The following is a 14,634-nucleotide window of genomic DNA, read 5'->3' as shown; positions in this document are numbered from 1 at the left end:
GCGCGGGGCCATCCTCGTCCGCCGGCTATTTGCCGCCGCGCATGACGAGACGCATCTGCGGCCAGACACGCCGCAACTTCAGCGGAACGATGAACGATGCCAGCAAGCCCGCCGTCAGGCATGCGGTGATCGAACCGTACTCGGACAGGAAGTGGATCGCGATGGCCGTGCGTTCGTGACCGCCCGCGGCCCATTGAGGGACAACAAAGACATCCGCCAGGCCCAGTGGCAGGAAGGCCACGCCTGCAAGCGTGAAAAATCCGAATGACAACAGCAGGCAAACCAAGATGAAGGAACGGCGGGCATTCATCGGCATGCCGGAGCGCCATGCAACGATCCAGGCGAACCAGGCGGGCCAGGCAGCGACCGTCAATAGGGCAATGGCCCCCAGAGCGACGATGGGCAATGATGTTGCGTCCAAAGCGGGCACCATCCGTTGACAGAACAGGACGTCCGGGCGAACACCTTGTCCCTCGCGATTCCCCTGACGCGGCTCATCCTACGTCGGCACGACGGCGCCAACAACGGACAGAGCCAGGAAATCCGCATCGGCCTGCCGCCTGAATACGCCGCTGTCTGGTTCGGGGGCATTGCGCTAGGCTGTCCGCGGCATCCCGTTGATGGCATCCGCATGTCTTCCGCAACCCAGGTCCGGACTCCATACCTGCATCGCCACCTTCTGAAGATCGCGTCGCTCACCATGGCCTGGTTGTTGGTCGCTCTGGGAGCCGGCGAGTTCCTGTCCATCGCCTACCAGAAGTACACGGAACTGGATGCCGGCAGCTATGGCATGTTCTGGACCCGGCGCGAATGGCTCTGGACGCACATCGGTGGTGGCGTGCTGACGGTGTTGCTGGGCGCGTTGCAGTTCGTGCCACGGCTTCGCCGCGGCTATCCGCGACTGCATCGCTGGACAGGGCGGATCTTCCTGCTGGGCATGCTGGTCGCCTGCGTGGGCGCGGTGGGCCTGATCCTGACCAGCCCCGCGCCGGGTTCGATCCGCACCGCCTTCGGCGCCACCGCGCTGGCGTGGCTCGTCACCGCCTTCATGGGCTATCGCGCCATCCGCCGCGGACGGGTGGACACGCACCGGCGGTGGATGATCGGTTGCTATCTGGTGACGCTCGCCCCGATCACCTTCCGGGCGATGATCCGGATACCCGGCATGATGGAAATCGCCTCGCCGATGGTCATGATTCCGACCCTGCTGTGGTTGAGCTGGGCGGCGCCGTTGCTGGTGTATGGCGTGGGCGTGGCCAGCCGCGGGGGACGCCGGTCGGAGGTGCGTCGCGGGCAATCGCGCGTGGCATCAGGAGCACTTGAACCGGAATCGGTCTGAAGGCGAGCAGGCTCCGACCTGCAATGTCGAGCCGGACTTTCCTTCTAGGTACTCCGCGGTTGCAGCGCGGCTTCTGGCAAGGGAACCCCTGCGAATCCGGACAACGCCTCGACGCGATCTTCCGGCTATCTGTCGGATTCGGCGCGGTGCTTCCATTGGAAACTGAGGAAAACCCCGATAACAGCGATCGGGGTGCAGAATGCCCAACGCAGGACGTCCGTTTCGATCAGCTGAAATACCCTCAGGCAAGCCGCCACGGTGAGCGCGAGACCGAGATGGAACCGCCAGGACAGAAACAGATCCACGGCATCCGTCAGATCGAAAAGCGACATGCGGTTTTCCGGGCAGGGATGGAAGATGCTGGAGAGAATAGGCGATGGCCTAGACTCCCGGAACGGTCTCCGGGAAGACGTATGGATGGCGACGCCCGTCGTGGCATGGGCAGTGGAGGGAAGTCCCATTCCCCACGATGCCCCTGGAGCCTTTCCGGGCTCGCGGAAACAATGACATGTTGGCCTCGCCGCGGGCACTCCAGTAGTCTGGACAGCCAGCCCGGAAAACCGACATGACCCGCGTGCTTCCACAACCGCACCAGGCATTTCTCGAAAGGATGCGCGCCGCGGTCCCCAGCGACCCGCGGCTGAAGGCCCTGCTCGCGGGCGGCTCCTATCTCCATGGCGGCTTTGATCGCTATTCGGATCTTGATTTCGTCATCGTGGTGGACGATGACGCCTACGCGGAAGTGATGGCATCGCGCAGGTCGTTCGCCGAAAGCCTGGGCGAGCTCTTGTCCGCCTTCACCGGCGAGCACGTCGGCGAGCCCAGGTTGCTCATCTGCCTGTACGGGCCGCCCTTGCTCCACGTGGATTTCAAGTTCGTCGTTTCGGGTGATCTGGACCAGCTCGTCGAACGTCCCGTGGTGCTGTTCGCCCGTGACGGCAGCGGGATCGAAGCCCGCCTGGATGCCGCGGCCATCCGTTGGCCGGATCGAACCCCGGAATGGTTCGAACAGCGGGCCTGGGTCTGGCTGCACTACGGTGCGGTCAAGCTGGGGCGGGGTGAACTGTTCGAAGCCATGGGCATGCTCGCCTTCTTTCGGGATCAGGTATTGGGTCCGATGCTTCATCGCCGGGCCGGACGCCCGCAGCGCGGAGTGAGGCGAATGGAAATGTCGGGCGGTCCCGAGAGAGAACTGCTGGCCCGCACGGTCGCCATTCACGACGCCAGGGCGATTCGCGGGGCGTTGTCGGCGGCGGCCGCGATCTACGTGGACCTTCGCGATGACGAGCCGCCCCGCGAGAAGGTGGTCCACATGCCCGATGCGCTCCTGGACTTTCTCGACCAGGATGCCGACTTGCCGGCTTGAGCGGAACCTGGAGTCGTCCTTGGGATGGCTGCTTTCGTATCGCGGATGGAGGGCGGACGAGAGACGCGGCCCCTTCACCGGCTGCACATGCGGGTGCCTTCACAGTCCAGCCAGCATCGGTAGCCGGGACATGCGTCATGAACAATTCGACTTCCACCTTCACCCGCCTGGCCAAGCATGCTTCCGCGTTCACCGGGCGGCCGACCTGTTTCGGCCTGGCGTTGGCCGTGGTCATCGTCTGGGCGATCAGTGGGCCGGTGTTCGGCTTCAGCGACACCTGGCAATTGGTCATCAACACCGGTACCACCATCATCACCTTCCTGATGGTCTTCCTGATCCAGAACACCCAGAACCGCGACACCCAGGCGATGCAGATAAAACTGGACGAACTGATCCACGTCACCTCGCGGGCCAACAACGAACTGCTGGATCTGGAGGAACTGGAGGAGTCCGAACTGGAACGACTGCGCGAGCACTACGAAGCGATGGCGCAGAAGGCGAAGGATGCGCGCCGGCAGCGGCACGAATCCCGCCAGAAGGCGCGGTAGCTCTGCGGGAGCAAAGCCCCTCGATTGCACGCCAAAAGGCTGTCAAGACTCCCGATCCGCGCATCGCCAAGAAAAAGGCCCGCCGAAGCGGGCCTTTTCTTGAAATGGTGGAGGTGGGCGGAATTGAACCGCCGTCCGAAGGCACTCCATCCCCGGTACTACATGCTTATCCCCCCGTTGAGTCTCGTCCTGCGGCAGCACGGTGGGCAAAGCGCACCGCAGGACCAGCCTGTTAGAGGTTGACCGGGAGCTGACAGGCAGCGGCTCCCGGCGATTCCGTGATAGTGACCCTACGCTGCGAACACGGACACAAGCAGTTTCGGGGCTTACGCCTTAAGCGGCGAGAGCGTAGTTGTCGTCGTTGGCAACTAGAGTTTTGCCGCTGGATTTACGAGGAAAGCTGCCCCCTCGGCATGCACCAGGCAACTTTGCAACCCCCGTCGAAGCCAGTGCACCCCCGGGAGCCAGAATGTTTCCTGACCGCGACAGTGTAGGGGCGGGGTGGGGTGGTTACAAGCTCGTGACGGCGCGGCGGTCAACCGGCGGTCAACCGGCGGTTAGCGCGGGGAGGGCGCCGTGCCGCCAGATAGGAACGACGTCAGTCGCGACCGGGATTCCCGAGCCGGGATGTCCCGGCAGGGGCGTGATCCGTTCGTAGGGCTTGTGCCGTGCAGTTCTGTTCGCGCGGTCGCGACTGACGTCGCTCCTACGGAAGAACCGGGGGATCAGGCGTCGCGGTTGTGCTGGCGCATGACGCGCGATTTTTCGCGGGCCCAGTCGCGTTCCTTGCTGGCGGCGCGCTTGTCGTGGGACTGCTTGCCCTTGGCGAGGGCGATTTCGGCCTTCACCTTGTTGCCCTTCCAGTACAGCGAGGTGGGCACCAGGGTGTAGCCGTCGCGCTCGACCTTGCCGATCAGGCGATCGATTTCGCGCCGGTGCAGCAGCATCTTGCGGGTGCGGCGATCCTCGGCCACCACATGGGTGGAGGCCTGGATGAGCGGAGTGATCTGGGAACCGAACAGGAAGATCTCGCCATGGCGGATGGTCGCGTAGGCCTCGGTGATGTTGGCCCGGCCGGCGCGGATCGCCTTGAGCTCCCAGCCCTGCAGCGCCAGTCCCGCCTCGAGGCGTTCCTCCAGGTGGTATTCGTGGCGGGCGCGCTTGTTCAACGCGATGGTGCCAGTTGCTTTATTCTTGTCCGGTTTCTTGCCCATCCGTTTATTGTCGCCGAAGGCGGAACCACAAGCGAGTCAAATGCCAACCATCCGCCGCAGCGCCCTGGTCGAACACGCCGCCAGCCGCATGTTCGACCTGGTCAACGATGTCCCCGCCTATCCCCGCCGCTTCGACTGGTGCCGCGGCGCCGAAGTCATCGAGGCCGGCGAACAGCGGCTGGTGGCCCGGCTGGATCTGGGGCTGGGCTCGTTGAGCACCTGGTTCACCACCGAGAACACCCTGGACCGTCCGCACCGTATCGACATGAAGCTGGTCGCCGGACCCTTCCGCAAGCTGCACGGCCAGTGGGAATTCCACGCGCTGGACGAAAGCGCCTGCAAGGTCGGCCTGACCCTGGAATTCGAGCCGACCAGCCGCCTGCTGCTGCCGGCGCTGACCCTGGGTTTCCAGGGATTGGCCGATCGCATGGTGGACGATTTCGTGCGCGTGGCCGACCGCGGGGAATGAGCATGCGGATCGAGGTCATCCGCGCCTGGCCGCACCGGTTCGATTCCGTGGTGCTGGAGTTGCCGGAAGGCGCGCGGGTGGCCGACGCGCTGCAGGCGTCGGGATTCGCCGATGATCCGGAGATTGCCGGCCATGCCGTCCACGGTGTGGTGGCGCGGGCCGATGCGGAACTGCGGGACGGGGACCGGGTGGAACTGCTGAGGCCGTTGACGCTGGACCCCAAGGAGGCGCGGCGACGCCGCGCCCGCAAGGCCTAGGCCGGCTCAGCGGCCGCCGCGACCGCCCTTCTTCTTGTCCTTGGCCAGGTTCGGGCCGAACTTGCGCACGTCCGAGGCCAGCTGCAGGTCGTTTTCGGGGAAGTATTCGCCTTCCCAGCTCGCCAGCGTATCGCCCTGGAAATGCAGGGTCAGCGTCTTGATCTCGGTGGTGCCGCGACGGTTGGTGCGTTCGCTGGCCGCGTAATCCCAGCGCTGGGAATGGAACGGATCGGCGATGGACGGACTGCCGATCAATGCCTGCACCTGCTGCTTGCTCTGGCCGACCTGCAATTGATCCACCGCCGCCTTGTCCAGCAGGTTGCCCTGGTAGATCGGCTGCTTGTAGAGGATGCCGCAGCCGGCAGTCAGGGAGGCGAGGGCGGCGACCAGCAGGAGTTTGCGCATGGGACGGCTACAGGTGGAAAACATGCCGATGATACACTTCCGGCGACCGCCGCAACCCAGCTTCAGGCAGCCGGCGCTAAACCGGTTATGAACGGAGACGCCGATATGGAATCCCAAGAACTTCGCAAGGTTGGCCTCAAGGTCACCCACCCGCGGATGCGCATCCTGGAACTGCTGGAGCAGAAAAGCGCACAGCACCACCTCAGTGCCGAAGACATCTATCGGCAGTTGCTCGAGCACGGCGACGAAATCGGCCTGGCCACGGTGTACCGGGTGCTGACCCAGTTCGAAGCCGCCGGGCTGGTGCTGAAGCACAACTTCGAGGGCGGCCAGGCCGTCTATGAACTGGATCGCGGTGGTCACCACGACCACATGGTGGACGTGGACACCGGCAAGATCATCGAGTTCGAAAGCCCGGAAATCGAGAAGCTCCAGCGCGAAATCGCCGCCAAGCACGGTTACCTGCTGGAAGAGCATTCGCTGGTCCTGTACGTGCGCAAGAAGCGCTGATCCAGCCGTCAACCCGTACGTGCGAGCGGCCTCCCGGCCGCGAACGTTCCTGCCCGCCCGAGGCTTCCCATCGCGATGGGGGGAAGACTCGAAAAGAGCTGGCCGTGATCGGAATCCTCAGCCTGCGACGTCGGCCAGCAGCCGCTTGGCCGCGGCGTGGGCTTCCTTGCTGACCTCGACGCCGCCCAGCATGCGTGCCAGTTCCTCTTCGCGCTGGCGGGCGGTCAGGACTTCCACCGCGCTCTGGGTCATGCCGTCCACCGGCGCCTTGCTGACCCGGTAGTGGGCATGGCCCTGGGCGGCCACCTGGGGCAGGTGGGTCACGCACAGCACCTGCCGCTGCGCGCCGAGGGCGCGCAGCTTCTTGCCGACGATGTCGGCGACCGCGCCGCCGATGCCGGAGTCGACTTCGTCGAACACCATGGTCGGCACCGTGTCCACACCGAGCGCGGCGACCTCGATGGCCAGCGAGATGCGCGACAGCTCGCCGCCGGAGGCGACCTTGCGCAGCGGCCGGGGCGGCTGGCCGGCATTGGCGCCGACCAGGAATTCGACCCGCTCGGCGCCGGCCGGATCCGGGCGGTCCCCCTCGTTGGGCTCCAGCGCAATCTCGAACCGTCCGCCGCCCATGCCCAGTTCGCCGATCAGGGCGGTGGTGGTCTTGCCCAGTTCGCGCGCGGCGCGCTGGCGGCTGCGGGTCAACCGGGCGGCGCTGGTCTTCCAGGCGTCGCGGGCGGCCTCGATCTCCTTGTTGAGGCCGAGCAGGCGCTCACCGGCGCCGCGCAGACCGTCCAGTTCGGTGGCGATGGTGTCGCGTACCCGCGCCAGATCGTCCGGGGTCGTGCGGTGCTTGCGGGCCAGGTCGTGGATGCGGCCAAGCCGTTGTTCCAGTTCCTCGAATTGCTCCGGATCCGCGTCCAGATCGTCGCGGACCTGGCCAAGCAGGCCGAGCGCCTCGTCGATCTGGATGTTCGCGCTTTCCAGCATGCCGTCGATCTCGGCCAGCCGCGGTTCGTGTTGCGCCAGCCGGGCCAGTTCGCCGCGGGTCTGCTGCAGCTGGCGCGACAACGACGGGGATTCGTCCCCGCCCAGACGCGTCAGCGCCGCTTCGCAGGCCTGGATGAGGCCGGTGGCGTGGGCCTGGCGGCGATGACCCGCGACCAAGTTCTCGATGCTGGCCGGGGCGAGGTCCTCGCGTGCCAGTTCACCGAGCTGGTGTTCCAGATAGTTGATGCGATCGGAGACATCGCCCTGGCGGGACAGGTGGTCGCGTTCGTGCAGCAGCTCGGACCAGCGCGCCGCGGCCGCCGCCACCGCCTGCCGTTCGGCCGCGTTGCGGGCGTGGCCATCCAGCAGCTCGCGCTGGCTGGCTTTGTCCATCAGCGCCTGGTGTTCGTGTTGCCCGTGGATTTCCACCAGCCGTCCGGCCAGATCCGACAATTGCCCGAGGGTGACGCTGCGGCCGTTGATCCAGGCGCGCGAACCACCGTCGGCGCGGATGATCCGGCGCAGCTGGCAGGCCAGTTCGTCGTCCAGCTCCTGTTCGCGCAGCCACGCCAGCGCCGGCGCGTTGGCCTCGATGGCGAATTCGGCGGACAGTTCGGCGCGCTCGGCGCCGTGGCGGACCACGCCGCTGTCGGCGCGCAGGCCCGACAGGAAGCCCAGGGCATCCACCAGCAACGACTTGCCGGCGCCGGTTTCACCGGAAATGACGGTCATGCCGGGGCCGAATTCCAGTTCGGTGGCGCGGACGACGGCGAAATCCTTGATCGCGAGGTGTCTGAGCATGCACGTATTGTAAGGGCCAGCCATGACGCGCATGGCACGCGGCGGCAGCATCGGCGGGGGCCGTCGCAGAAACCGCGACAGCCCTACGCGGGCACCTTCAGCACCATCGCGGCCAGCGCCAGCCAGGCCGGCAGCAGGCTGGCGACACCGATGCGGTTCCAGCGCCGCAACAGGGGAGCGCAGTCGTCCCAGCCGATGTCCTCGCGACCGGCCAGCACCCGCAGGCGGTGCTGGAGCGGAGCCAGCGCCGCGAACACCAATCCGGACAGCACGAACAGGCCGATGCCCCAGGCGATCCAGCCGGTGCGCAGCACCGGCCAGCCGCCTTGCCAGGCCGCCAGGCCGCCGCTGGCGATGATCACCAGCACCGCCGGCACGGTGAACACCCGGTCGCTGCGGATGACGCCCGCCATCGCCTCGGCCAGTCGGGGCGGGGAACGGTGGCGGGCGGCGTGGCGGACCCAGAACACGCCGGTGGTGATGTTGCCGAGGAACAGCACGACGGCGACGACGTGCAACAGTTTGAACAGCAGATAGATCATGGCGGCGGGAGGAACCGGAGGGATGGCCATTGACCCGCATCCGCCAGCCGTCGCCAAGTGGCCGGAAGTCACTTCAATGCTTGCGGTCGCCGGGCGATACCGCTATCTATTCGTCGATGATGGCCGCATCCGCCGACACCCCGCTGGACCCCCGCGCCCGCCAATTGCTGCGGGCGCTGATCTCCCGTTACATCCGCGACGGCGAACCGGTCGGCTCGCAGACCCTGGCCCGCCATGGCGGTCTGGACGTCAGCCCGGCGACCATCCGCAACATCCTGGCCGAGCTGGAGGAAGTGGGGTTGTTGAGCTCGCCGCACACCTCCGCCGGGCGGGTGCCGACCGCCCAGGGCTATCGGGTGTTCGTGGACAGTCTGGTGCAGGTGAAGTCGCTGGGCGAGGGCGAGATCACCCGCCTGCGCGCCGAGTTGCCAGCCGGGGCGGGCACCCAGGCGTTGCTGGGCAACGCCTCCGAGCTGCTGTCGGCGATGACCCATTTCGTCGGGGTGGTGAGTGCGCCCCGGCGCGAGCAGTTCGCGTTCCGCTACATCGATTTCGTGCCGCTGGACGGGCGCCGGGTGATGGCGATCCTGGTGTTCGCCGACAACGATGTGCAGAACCGGGTGATCGAGCCGCGGCGGGTCTACGACCGCTCGGAGCTGGAGCGGATCGCCAACTATCTGAATGCCCATTTCGCCGGGCGCCCGCTGGCCGACATCCGCGCCACCCTGCTGCGGGAGCTTCGCGCGGCCCGCAGCGAGATGGAAGGACTGCTGGCGGAGGCGGTGGATCTGGCCGAACAGGCGCTGGCGCCGCCGGGTGACGACGTGGTGCTGGCCGGGCAGACCCGGCTGATGAGCGTGCAGGATCTGTCCGACCTGGAGCGCCTGCGCGACCTGTTCGAGACCTTCGCCCGCAAGCGGGAGATCCTGCAGCTGCTGGAGCGCACCCTGCGCGCCCCGGGCGTGCGCATCTTCATCGGCGAGGACACCGGGCTGGCCCGCCACGACAGCGTTTCGGTGGTCACCGCGCCGTACATGGCCGGCGGGCAGGTGCTGGGGGTGCTGGGGGTCATCGGCCCGACCCGGATGGCCTACGACCGGGTGATTCCGGTGGTGCAGGCGGCCGCCGATGCGCTGGGGGCCGCCTTGAATCCGGACAGCCCGGCCCAATAAGTTGCCTGTCATGCGGCAGGAACCGCCGCGACGGGACCCGAGATGAGCCAAAACGAACACGATTCCGAACTGGGCCAGACGCCCGAACCGCAAGAAGCCGACAACCCCCTGATCGCCGAACTGGAAACGCTCCGCAACGAGCTGGACCAGCTGCGGGCCACCTCGCTGCTGGAGCGGGCGGACCTGGAGAATCAGCGCAAGCGGGTGGCGCGCGACATCGAGATGGCGCGCAAATTCGCCAACGAACGCCTGCTGGGCGACCTGCTGCCGGTCTTCGACAGCCTGGACGCCGGGTTGGCCGCGGCCGGCGGCGAGGCCAATCCGCTGCGCGAGGGGCTGGAACTGACCTACAAGCAACTGCTCAAGGTTGCCGGCGACAACGGCCTGACCGTGGTCGATCCGGTCGGCGCCCCGTTCAACCCGGAACACCACCAGGCCATCAGCCAGGCCGACGTTCCCGGCGCCGCGCCCGGCAGCGTGGTGCAGGTGTTCCAGAAGGGCTACCTGCTCAACGACCGCCTGCTGCGCCCCGCGCTGGTGGTGGTGGCGAGGCAGGACTGAACGCCCGGGCCGGCGGCGCTTGAACCGCGCCGGCCGGACCCCACATCCAGACCATCCCCGGCCCAGCGCCGGACCAAGACAGACACTTTTAGGGAGCGAACCCGACAATGGGCAAGATCATCGGCATCGACCTGGGCACGACCAATTCGTGCGTGGCGATCATGGAAGGCGGCAAGGCACGCGTCATCGAGAATTCCGAAGGCGACCGTACCACCCCCTCCATCGTCGCCTACACCAAGGACGGCGAAGTCCTGGTGGGCGCCTCGGCCAAGCGCCAGGCCGTCACCAACCCCAAGAACACCTTCTTCGCGGTGAAGCGCCTGATCGGCCGCAAATTCACCGACGCCGAAGTGCAGAAGGACATCGGCCTGGTGCCGTATTCCATCGTCCAGCACGACAACGGTGACGCCTGGGTGGCCACCGCCGACGGCAAGAAGCTGTCCGCGCAGGAAATCTCCGCGCGCATCCTGGAGAAGATGAAGAAGACCGCCGAGGCCTTCCTGGGCGAGACGGTGACCGAAGCGGTCATCACCGTGCCGGCCTACTTCAACGACAGCCAGCGCCAGGCCACCAAGGACGCCGGCAAGATCGCCGGCCTGGACGTCAAGCGCATCATCAACGAGCCGACCGCCGCGGCGCTGGCCTATGGCCTCGACAAGGCCGACGGCACCGATCGCAAGATCGCCGTGTACGACCTGGGCGGCGGCACCTTCGACGTGTCGATCATCGAGATCGCCAACGTCGACGGCGAGAAGCAGTTCGAGGTGCTGGCCACCAACGGCGACACCTTCCTGGGCGGCGAGGACTTCGACAAGCGCGTCATCGACTATCTGGTCGAAGAGTTCCAGAAGGACCAGGGCATCGACCTGCGCAAGGATCCGCTGGCCCTGCAGCGCCTGAAGGATGCCGCCGAGCGCGCCAAGATCGAGCTGTCCAGCTCGCAGCAGACCGAAGTCAACCTGCCGTACATCACCGCCGACGCTTCCGGTCCGAAGCACCTCAACATCAAGCTGACCCGCGCCAAGCTGGAAGCGCTGGTGGAAGACCTGATCAAGAAGAGCATCGAGCCGTGCCGCATCGCACTGAACGACGCCGGCCTGCGCGCCAGCGAGATCGGCGAGGTGATCCTGGTCGGCGGCCAGACCCGCATGCCGAAGGTGCAGCAGGCGGTGGCCGAGTTCTTCGGCAAGGAACCGCGCAAGGACGTCAACCCCGACGAGGCCGTGGCGCTGGGCGCCGCGATCCAGGGCGGCGTGCTGGCCGGTGATGTAAAGGACGTGCTGCTGCTGGACGTGACCCCGCTGAGCCTGGGCATCGAGACCCTGGGTGGCGTGTTCACCAAGATCATCGAGAAGAACACCACCATCCCGACCAAGGCTTCGCAGACCTTCTCGACGGCCGAGGACAACCAGTCCGCGGTGACCGTGCACGTGCTGCAGGGCGAGCGCGAACAGGCCCGTTTCAACAAGTCGCTGGCCCGCTTCGACCTGGCCGGCATCGATCCCTCGCCGCGCGGCCTGCCGCAGATCGAGGTGTCGTTCGACATCGACGCCAACGGCATCCTGCATGTCTCGGCCAAGGACAAGAAGACCAACAAGGAACAGAAGGTCGAGATCAAGGCCGGTTCGGGCCTGTCCGAGGAAGAGATCCAGCGCATGGTCGCCGACGCCGAGACGCATCGCGACGAGGACAAGAAGTTCCACGAACTGGTGCAGGCGCGCAATCACGCCGACGGCCTGCTGCACGCCACCCGCACTGCCATCACCGAGCATGGCAGCAAGGTGCCGGGCGACGTGATCGGCCGGGTCGAGGGCGCCATCGCCGAACTGGAAACGGCGATGAAGAGCGACGACAAGGCCCAGATCGACGCCAGGTCCAAGACCCTGGAAGAGGCGGCCCAGTCGCTTTACGCGGCCGCCGCTTCGGGCCAGCAGCCGGGTGCCGATGACGGCGCCGCCCCGGGCGCGCAGTCCGGTGGCGACGACGTGGTCGACGCCGAGTTCACCGAAGTCAAGGACGACAAGAAGTAAGCCGGGAATCGGGAATGGGGATTCGGGATTCGGAACAGCGTTTCCGGTTTCCGGATCCCCTTCCGGTATCTGAAATTCCGATGCTGTCCGCCATCCCCAATCCCGAATCTCCAATCCCTGTTTGCCGATGAAACGCGATTACTACGAAGTCCTGGGCGTGGCCCGCACCGCCAGCGATGAAGAGCTGAAAAAGGCTTATCGCCGCTGCGCGATGAAGTTCCATCCGGATCGCAATCCCGGCGACAAGGCGGCCGAAGCATCGTTCAAGGAATGCAAGGAGGCCTACGAGGTACTGTCGGATGGCGCCAAGCGCCGCGCCTATGACGCCCACGGGCATGCCGCGTTCGAGCACGGCATGGGGGGCGGTGGCGCCGGCGGGCCGGACATGGGTGACATCTTCGGCGACATCTTCGGCAACATTTTCGGCGGCGGTGGCGCGCGCGCCGCCCGTCGCGGCGCCGACATCGGTTACGTGATGGAGCTGGATCTCGAAGAAGCCGTGGCCGGCATCGAGAAGCGCATCGAGATTCCCACGCTGGTGGCCTGCGAACCCTGCCATGGCTCGGGTTCGGAAGACGGCCAGGTCGAAACCTGCGCGACCTGCGGCGGACGCGGCAACGTGCGCATGCAGCGCGGCATTTTCGCCATGCAGCAGAGCTGCCCGGCCTGCGGCGGGCGTGGCCAGACCATCAAGAATCCCTGCAAGACCTGCCATGGCGCCGGTCGCGTGGAGGAAGAGAAGGTCCTGTCGGTCAAGATTCCGGCCGGCGTGGACAGCGGCGATCGCATCCGCCTGACCGGCGAGGGCGAGGCTGGCCCTCCCGGCACGCCGCCGGGCGATCTGTACGTGGAAGTGCGCGTGCGCGAGCACGAGATCTTCCAGCGTGACGGCGACGACCTGCATTGTGAGGTGCCGATCCGGATTTCGCAGGCGGCGCTGGGCGACACCGTGCGCGTCCCCACGCTCAAGGGCGAAGCGGAAATCCGCATTCCCGCCGAAACCCAGACCGGCAAGCTGTTCCGTTTGCGTGGCAAGGGCGTGAAGTCGGTGCGCAGCCGCAGCGAGGGCGATTTGTATTGCCGCGTGGTGGTGGAGACGCCGGTCAACCTGACCAACGAACAGCGCGAACTGCTGGAAAAGTTCGAGGCGACCTTCATCGGCGACGAGGCGCGCAAGCATTCGCCCAAGTCGGCGACCTTCCTGGACGGCGTGAAGGGTTTCTGGGATCGGATGACGTCCTGACCCGTCACGAAGGTCTGACCTAGAATGAGGGCTCCCACCAGGAGCCCTTTTTCGTGTCCCACCCCCTGATCGGCATCGTCGGCAGTGCCGGCGCCTATGGGCGCTGGCTGCGCCGCTTCTTCGAGACCCGCATGGGGCTGACGGTGATCGGACACGATCCCGCGGATCCGGATTCGTTGCCGGAAGCGGAGTTGGCGCGACGTGCCGACGTACTGATCTTCTCCGCGCCGATCCGGCACACCGCCAGAATCATCCAGGGATACGTCGAACTGGCCGGCGGCAACGAGGAGGGCCGGCTCTGGCTGGACGTCACTTCGGTCAAGGCCGCGCCGATCGCCGCGATGCTGCGGTCGCGCGCCGAGGTGGTCGGCCTGCATCCGATGACCGCGCCGCCCAAGGCGCCGACCCTGAAGGGAAGGGTGACGGTGGTGTGCGAAGCCCGGCTGGAACGGTGGCGGCCCTGGCTGGACGACCTGCTGCGCGCGCTGGAGGGCGAGTATGTCCAGGCCGAACCCGAGCAGCACGATCGCATCATGGCGCTGGTGCAGGCGATGGTGCACGCCACCCACCTGGCGCAGGCGGGGGTGTTGCGCGGACAGGAGGCGCAGGTGGGCGCACTGGCCGAACTGCTGCCGTTCCGCTCCGCATCCTTCGAGATGGATGCGGCGATCCTGGCCCGCATCCTGTCGTTGAATCCGGCCATCTACGAGGACATCCAGTTCGGCAATCCGCATGCGCATGAAATCCTGACCGCGCTGCATGCCCAGATCGGCCGGATGGCCGCGCTGGTGGGCGAGGGCGGCGACGCCGCGCGCGCGGCGTTCCGCGCGGAGTTCCTGTCCGGCAACCGGGAGGCTCTGGGCGCGAAGGCGCTGGCCGACGGCAACTACAGCTACGAACGACTGGGCTACCTGCTGGCCGATCTGGCCGGCGCGCAATCGATGAGCGTGCATCTGCCGGAGGATCGTCCCGGTTCGCTGCGCGCGCTGCTGCACGTATTCGAACGGCACGGCGTCAGCCTGTCGTCGATCCATTCCTCGCGCACGCCCGGGGGCGAAGTGCATTTCCGCATCGGTTTCGACGTGGACGTGGACGCGGATGGCCTGCGGCGGGCGGCGGCGGAGATCGATGCCAGCGGCATCGGACGCGTGCTGGGGAGTGGCCGCTAGCGCGGGTACGGGGGCGTATTG

The 14,634-nt window shown here is 66.6% G+C and carries 17 protein-coding genes and 1 other RNA gene; 11 read left to right on the top strand and 7 right to left on the bottom strand.

Features of this window, described 5'->3' with window-relative positions; genetic code table 11:
- Window positions 1-25: 25 nt before the first annotated feature.
- Complete coding sequence (locus AC3DEZ_RS11780) at window positions 26-406, bottom strand: hypothetical protein (protein WP_488388373.1); 381 nt, start codon at window positions 404-406, stop codon at window positions 26-28.
- Window positions 407-631: 225 nt separating this feature from the next.
- Between AC3DEZ_RS11780 and AC3DEZ_RS11775 the strand changes: the two genes are divergently transcribed.
- Window positions 632-1,339 carry a DUF2306 domain-containing protein gene (locus AC3DEZ_RS11775; RefSeq protein ID WP_488388372.1) on the top strand — a complete coding sequence of 236 codons (708 nt, stop codon included), beginning with the start codon at window positions 632-634 and terminating at the stop codon, window positions 1,337-1,339.
- 125 nt (window positions 1,340-1,464) lie between these two features.
- On the opposite strand, the gene AC3DEZ_RS11770 is transcribed toward AC3DEZ_RS11775, so the two are convergent.
- Window positions 1,465-1,671, bottom strand: coding sequence for a hypothetical protein (locus AC3DEZ_RS11770; RefSeq protein ID WP_488388371.1), 207 nt, complete (start codon window positions 1,669-1,671; stop codon window positions 1,465-1,467).
- Between the two features lie 233 nt (window positions 1,672-1,904).
- On the opposite strand from AC3DEZ_RS11770, the gene AC3DEZ_RS11765 reads away from it, so the two are divergent.
- Together AC3DEZ_RS11765 and AC3DEZ_RS11760 are read left to right on the top strand one after the other, a co-directional pair.
- Complete coding sequence (locus AC3DEZ_RS11765) at window positions 1,905-2,705, top strand: nucleotidyltransferase domain-containing protein (protein WP_488388370.1); 801 nt, start codon at window positions 1,905-1,907, stop codon at window positions 2,703-2,705.
- A gap of 137 nt (window positions 2,706-2,842) precedes the next feature.
- Window positions 2,843-3,253: a low affinity iron permease family protein gene (locus AC3DEZ_RS11760; protein WP_488388369.1), complete on the top strand. Its 411-nt coding sequence runs from the start codon at window positions 2,843-2,845 to the stop codon at window positions 3,251-3,253.
- 105 nt (window positions 3,254-3,358) lie between these two features.
- On the opposite strand, the gene ssrA is transcribed toward AC3DEZ_RS11760, so the two are convergent.
- Together ssrA and smpB are read right to left on the bottom strand one after the other, a co-directional pair.
- Window positions 3,359-3,712: a transfer-messenger RNA gene (gene ssrA, locus AC3DEZ_RS11755) on the bottom strand.
- A gap of 266 nt (window positions 3,713-3,978) precedes the next feature.
- Complete coding sequence (smpB, locus tag AC3DEZ_RS11750; RefSeq protein ID WP_447102039.1) at window positions 3,979-4,467, bottom strand: SsrA-binding protein SmpB; 489 nt, start codon at window positions 4,465-4,467, stop codon at window positions 3,979-3,981.
- A 40-nt stretch (window positions 4,468-4,507) separates the two neighbouring features.
- On the opposite strand from smpB, the gene AC3DEZ_RS11745 reads away from it, so the two are divergent.
- Together AC3DEZ_RS11745 and AC3DEZ_RS11740 are read left to right on the top strand one after the other, a co-directional pair.
- A complete protein-coding gene (locus AC3DEZ_RS11745; RefSeq protein ID WP_488388368.1) occupies window positions 4,508-4,936 on the top strand; it encodes a type II toxin-antitoxin system RatA family toxin in 429 nt (142 codons plus the stop codon).
- Window positions 4,937-4,938: 2 nt separating this feature from the next.
- On the top strand, window positions 4,939-5,193 hold the full coding sequence (locus AC3DEZ_RS11740; protein ID WP_488388367.1) for an RnfH family protein: 255 nt from the start codon (window positions 4,939-4,941) through the stop codon (window positions 5,191-5,193).
- A gap of 6 nt (window positions 5,194-5,199) precedes the next feature.
- Here AC3DEZ_RS11740 and AC3DEZ_RS11735 read toward each other — a convergent pair whose 3' ends face one another.
- A complete protein-coding gene (locus AC3DEZ_RS11735) occupies window positions 5,200-5,598 on the bottom strand; it encodes an outer membrane protein assembly factor BamE (protein ID WP_447102041.1) in 399 nt (132 codons plus the stop codon).
- Between the two features lie 105 nt (window positions 5,599-5,703).
- Here AC3DEZ_RS11735 and fur point away from each other — a divergent pair, with 105 nt between their 5' ends.
- Window positions 5,704-6,108 carry a ferric iron uptake transcriptional regulator gene (gene fur, locus AC3DEZ_RS11730; RefSeq protein WP_447102042.1) on the top strand — a complete coding sequence of 135 codons (405 nt, stop codon included), beginning with the start codon at window positions 5,704-5,706 and terminating at the stop codon, window positions 6,106-6,108.
- A gap of 117 nt (window positions 6,109-6,225) precedes the next feature.
- Here fur and recN read toward each other — a convergent pair whose 3' ends face one another.
- Window positions 6,226-7,896, bottom strand: a complete 1,671-nt coding sequence (gene recN, locus AC3DEZ_RS11725) for a DNA repair protein RecN (protein ID WP_488388366.1) — start codon at window positions 7,894-7,896, stop codon at window positions 6,226-6,228.
- 83 nt (window positions 7,897-7,979) lie between these two features.
- The gene (locus AC3DEZ_RS11720; RefSeq protein ID WP_488388365.1) at window positions 7,980-8,468 is read right to left on the bottom strand and encodes a DUF2269 family protein; all 489 of its coding nucleotides are present in this window, start codon (window positions 8,466-8,468) and stop codon (window positions 7,980-7,982) included.
- A gap of 89 nt (window positions 8,469-8,557) precedes the next feature.
- On the opposite strand from AC3DEZ_RS11720, the gene hrcA reads away from it, so the two are divergent.
- The 5 genes from hrcA (at window position 8,558) to AC3DEZ_RS11695 (ending at window position 14,613) form a co-directional block, all read left to right on the top strand.
- The gene (gene hrcA / locus AC3DEZ_RS11715; protein WP_447105245.1) at window positions 8,558-9,610 is read left to right on the top strand and encodes a heat-inducible transcriptional repressor HrcA; all 1,053 of its coding nucleotides are present in this window, start codon (window positions 8,558-8,560) and stop codon (window positions 9,608-9,610) included.
- Window positions 9,611-9,652: 42 nt separating this feature from the next.
- Window positions 9,653-10,171 (top strand): nucleotide exchange factor GrpE, encoded by a 519-nt coding sequence (grpE, locus tag AC3DEZ_RS11710; RefSeq protein WP_447102045.1) that lies wholly within the window; start codon window positions 9,653-9,655, stop codon window positions 10,169-10,171.
- Between the two features lie 107 nt (window positions 10,172-10,278).
- The gene (dnaK, locus tag AC3DEZ_RS11705; protein ID WP_488388364.1) at window positions 10,279-12,201 is read left to right on the top strand and encodes a molecular chaperone DnaK; all 1,923 of its coding nucleotides are present in this window, start codon (window positions 10,279-10,281) and stop codon (window positions 12,199-12,201) included.
- Window positions 12,202-12,328: 127 nt separating this feature from the next.
- Window positions 12,329-13,444, top strand: coding sequence for a molecular chaperone DnaJ (gene dnaJ, locus AC3DEZ_RS11700; RefSeq protein WP_488388363.1), 1,116 nt, complete (start codon window positions 12,329-12,331; stop codon window positions 13,442-13,444).
- A 53-nt stretch (window positions 13,445-13,497) separates the two neighbouring features.
- Complete coding sequence (locus AC3DEZ_RS11695; RefSeq protein ID WP_488388362.1) at window positions 13,498-14,613, top strand: prephenate dehydrogenase; 1,116 nt, start codon at window positions 13,498-13,500, stop codon at window positions 14,611-14,613.
- The last annotated feature ends 21 nt before the right edge of the window (window positions 14,614-14,634 follow it).

This window comes from Pseudoxanthomonas sp. 134C1 (assembly GCF_057773065.1).
This window is presented reverse-complemented; position numbering and strand designations above follow the sequence as displayed.

Excerpts from the sequence above, each read along its gene's own strand:
- AC3DEZ_RS11765 (WP_488388370.1), top strand. The coding sequence starts at position 1,905 with ATGACCCGCGTGCTTCCACAACCGCACCAGGCATTTCTCGAAAGGATG.
- recN (WP_488388366.1), bottom strand. The coding sequence starts at position 7,896 with ATGCTCAGACACCTCGCGATCAAGGATTTCGCCGTCGTCCGCGCCACC.
- fur (WP_447102042.1), top strand. The coding sequence starts at position 5,704 with ATGGAATCCCAAGAACTTCGCAAGGTTGGCCTCAAGGTCACCCACCCG.
- grpE (WP_447102045.1), top strand. The coding sequence starts at position 9,653 with ATGAGCCAAAACGAACACGATTCCGAACTGGGCCAGACGCCCGAACCG.
- smpB (WP_447102039.1), bottom strand. The coding sequence starts at position 4,467 with ATGGGCAAGAAACCGGACAAGAATAAAGCAACTGGCACCATCGCGTTG.
- AC3DEZ_RS11745 (WP_488388368.1), top strand. The coding sequence starts at position 4,508 with ATGCCAACCATCCGCCGCAGCGCCCTGGTCGAACACGCCGCCAGCCGC.
- dnaK (WP_488388364.1), top strand. The coding sequence starts at position 10,279 with ATGGGCAAGATCATCGGCATCGACCTGGGCACGACCAATTCGTGCGTG.
- AC3DEZ_RS11775 (WP_488388372.1), top strand. The coding sequence starts at position 632 with ATGTCTTCCGCAACCCAGGTCCGGACTCCATACCTGCATCGCCACCTT.
- AC3DEZ_RS11720 (WP_488388365.1), bottom strand. The coding sequence starts at position 8,468 with ATGGCCATCCCTCCGGTTCCTCCCGCCGCCATGATCTATCTGCTGTTC.
- AC3DEZ_RS11760 (WP_488388369.1), top strand. The coding sequence starts at position 2,843 with ATGAACAATTCGACTTCCACCTTCACCCGCCTGGCCAAGCATGCTTCC.
- AC3DEZ_RS11770 (WP_488388371.1), bottom strand. The coding sequence starts at position 1,671 with ATGTCGCTTTTCGATCTGACGGATGCCGTGGATCTGTTTCTGTCCTGG.
- AC3DEZ_RS11735 (WP_447102041.1), bottom strand. The coding sequence starts at position 5,598 with ATGCGCAAACTCCTGCTGGTCGCCGCCCTCGCCTCCCTGACTGCCGGC.
- AC3DEZ_RS11740 (WP_488388367.1), top strand. The coding sequence starts at position 4,939 with ATGCGGATCGAGGTCATCCGCGCCTGGCCGCACCGGTTCGATTCCGTG.
- dnaJ (WP_488388363.1), top strand. The coding sequence starts at position 12,329 with ATGAAACGCGATTACTACGAAGTCCTGGGCGTGGCCCGCACCGCCAGC.
- hrcA (WP_447105245.1), top strand. The coding sequence starts at position 8,558 with ATGGCCGCATCCGCCGACACCCCGCTGGACCCCCGCGCCCGCCAATTG.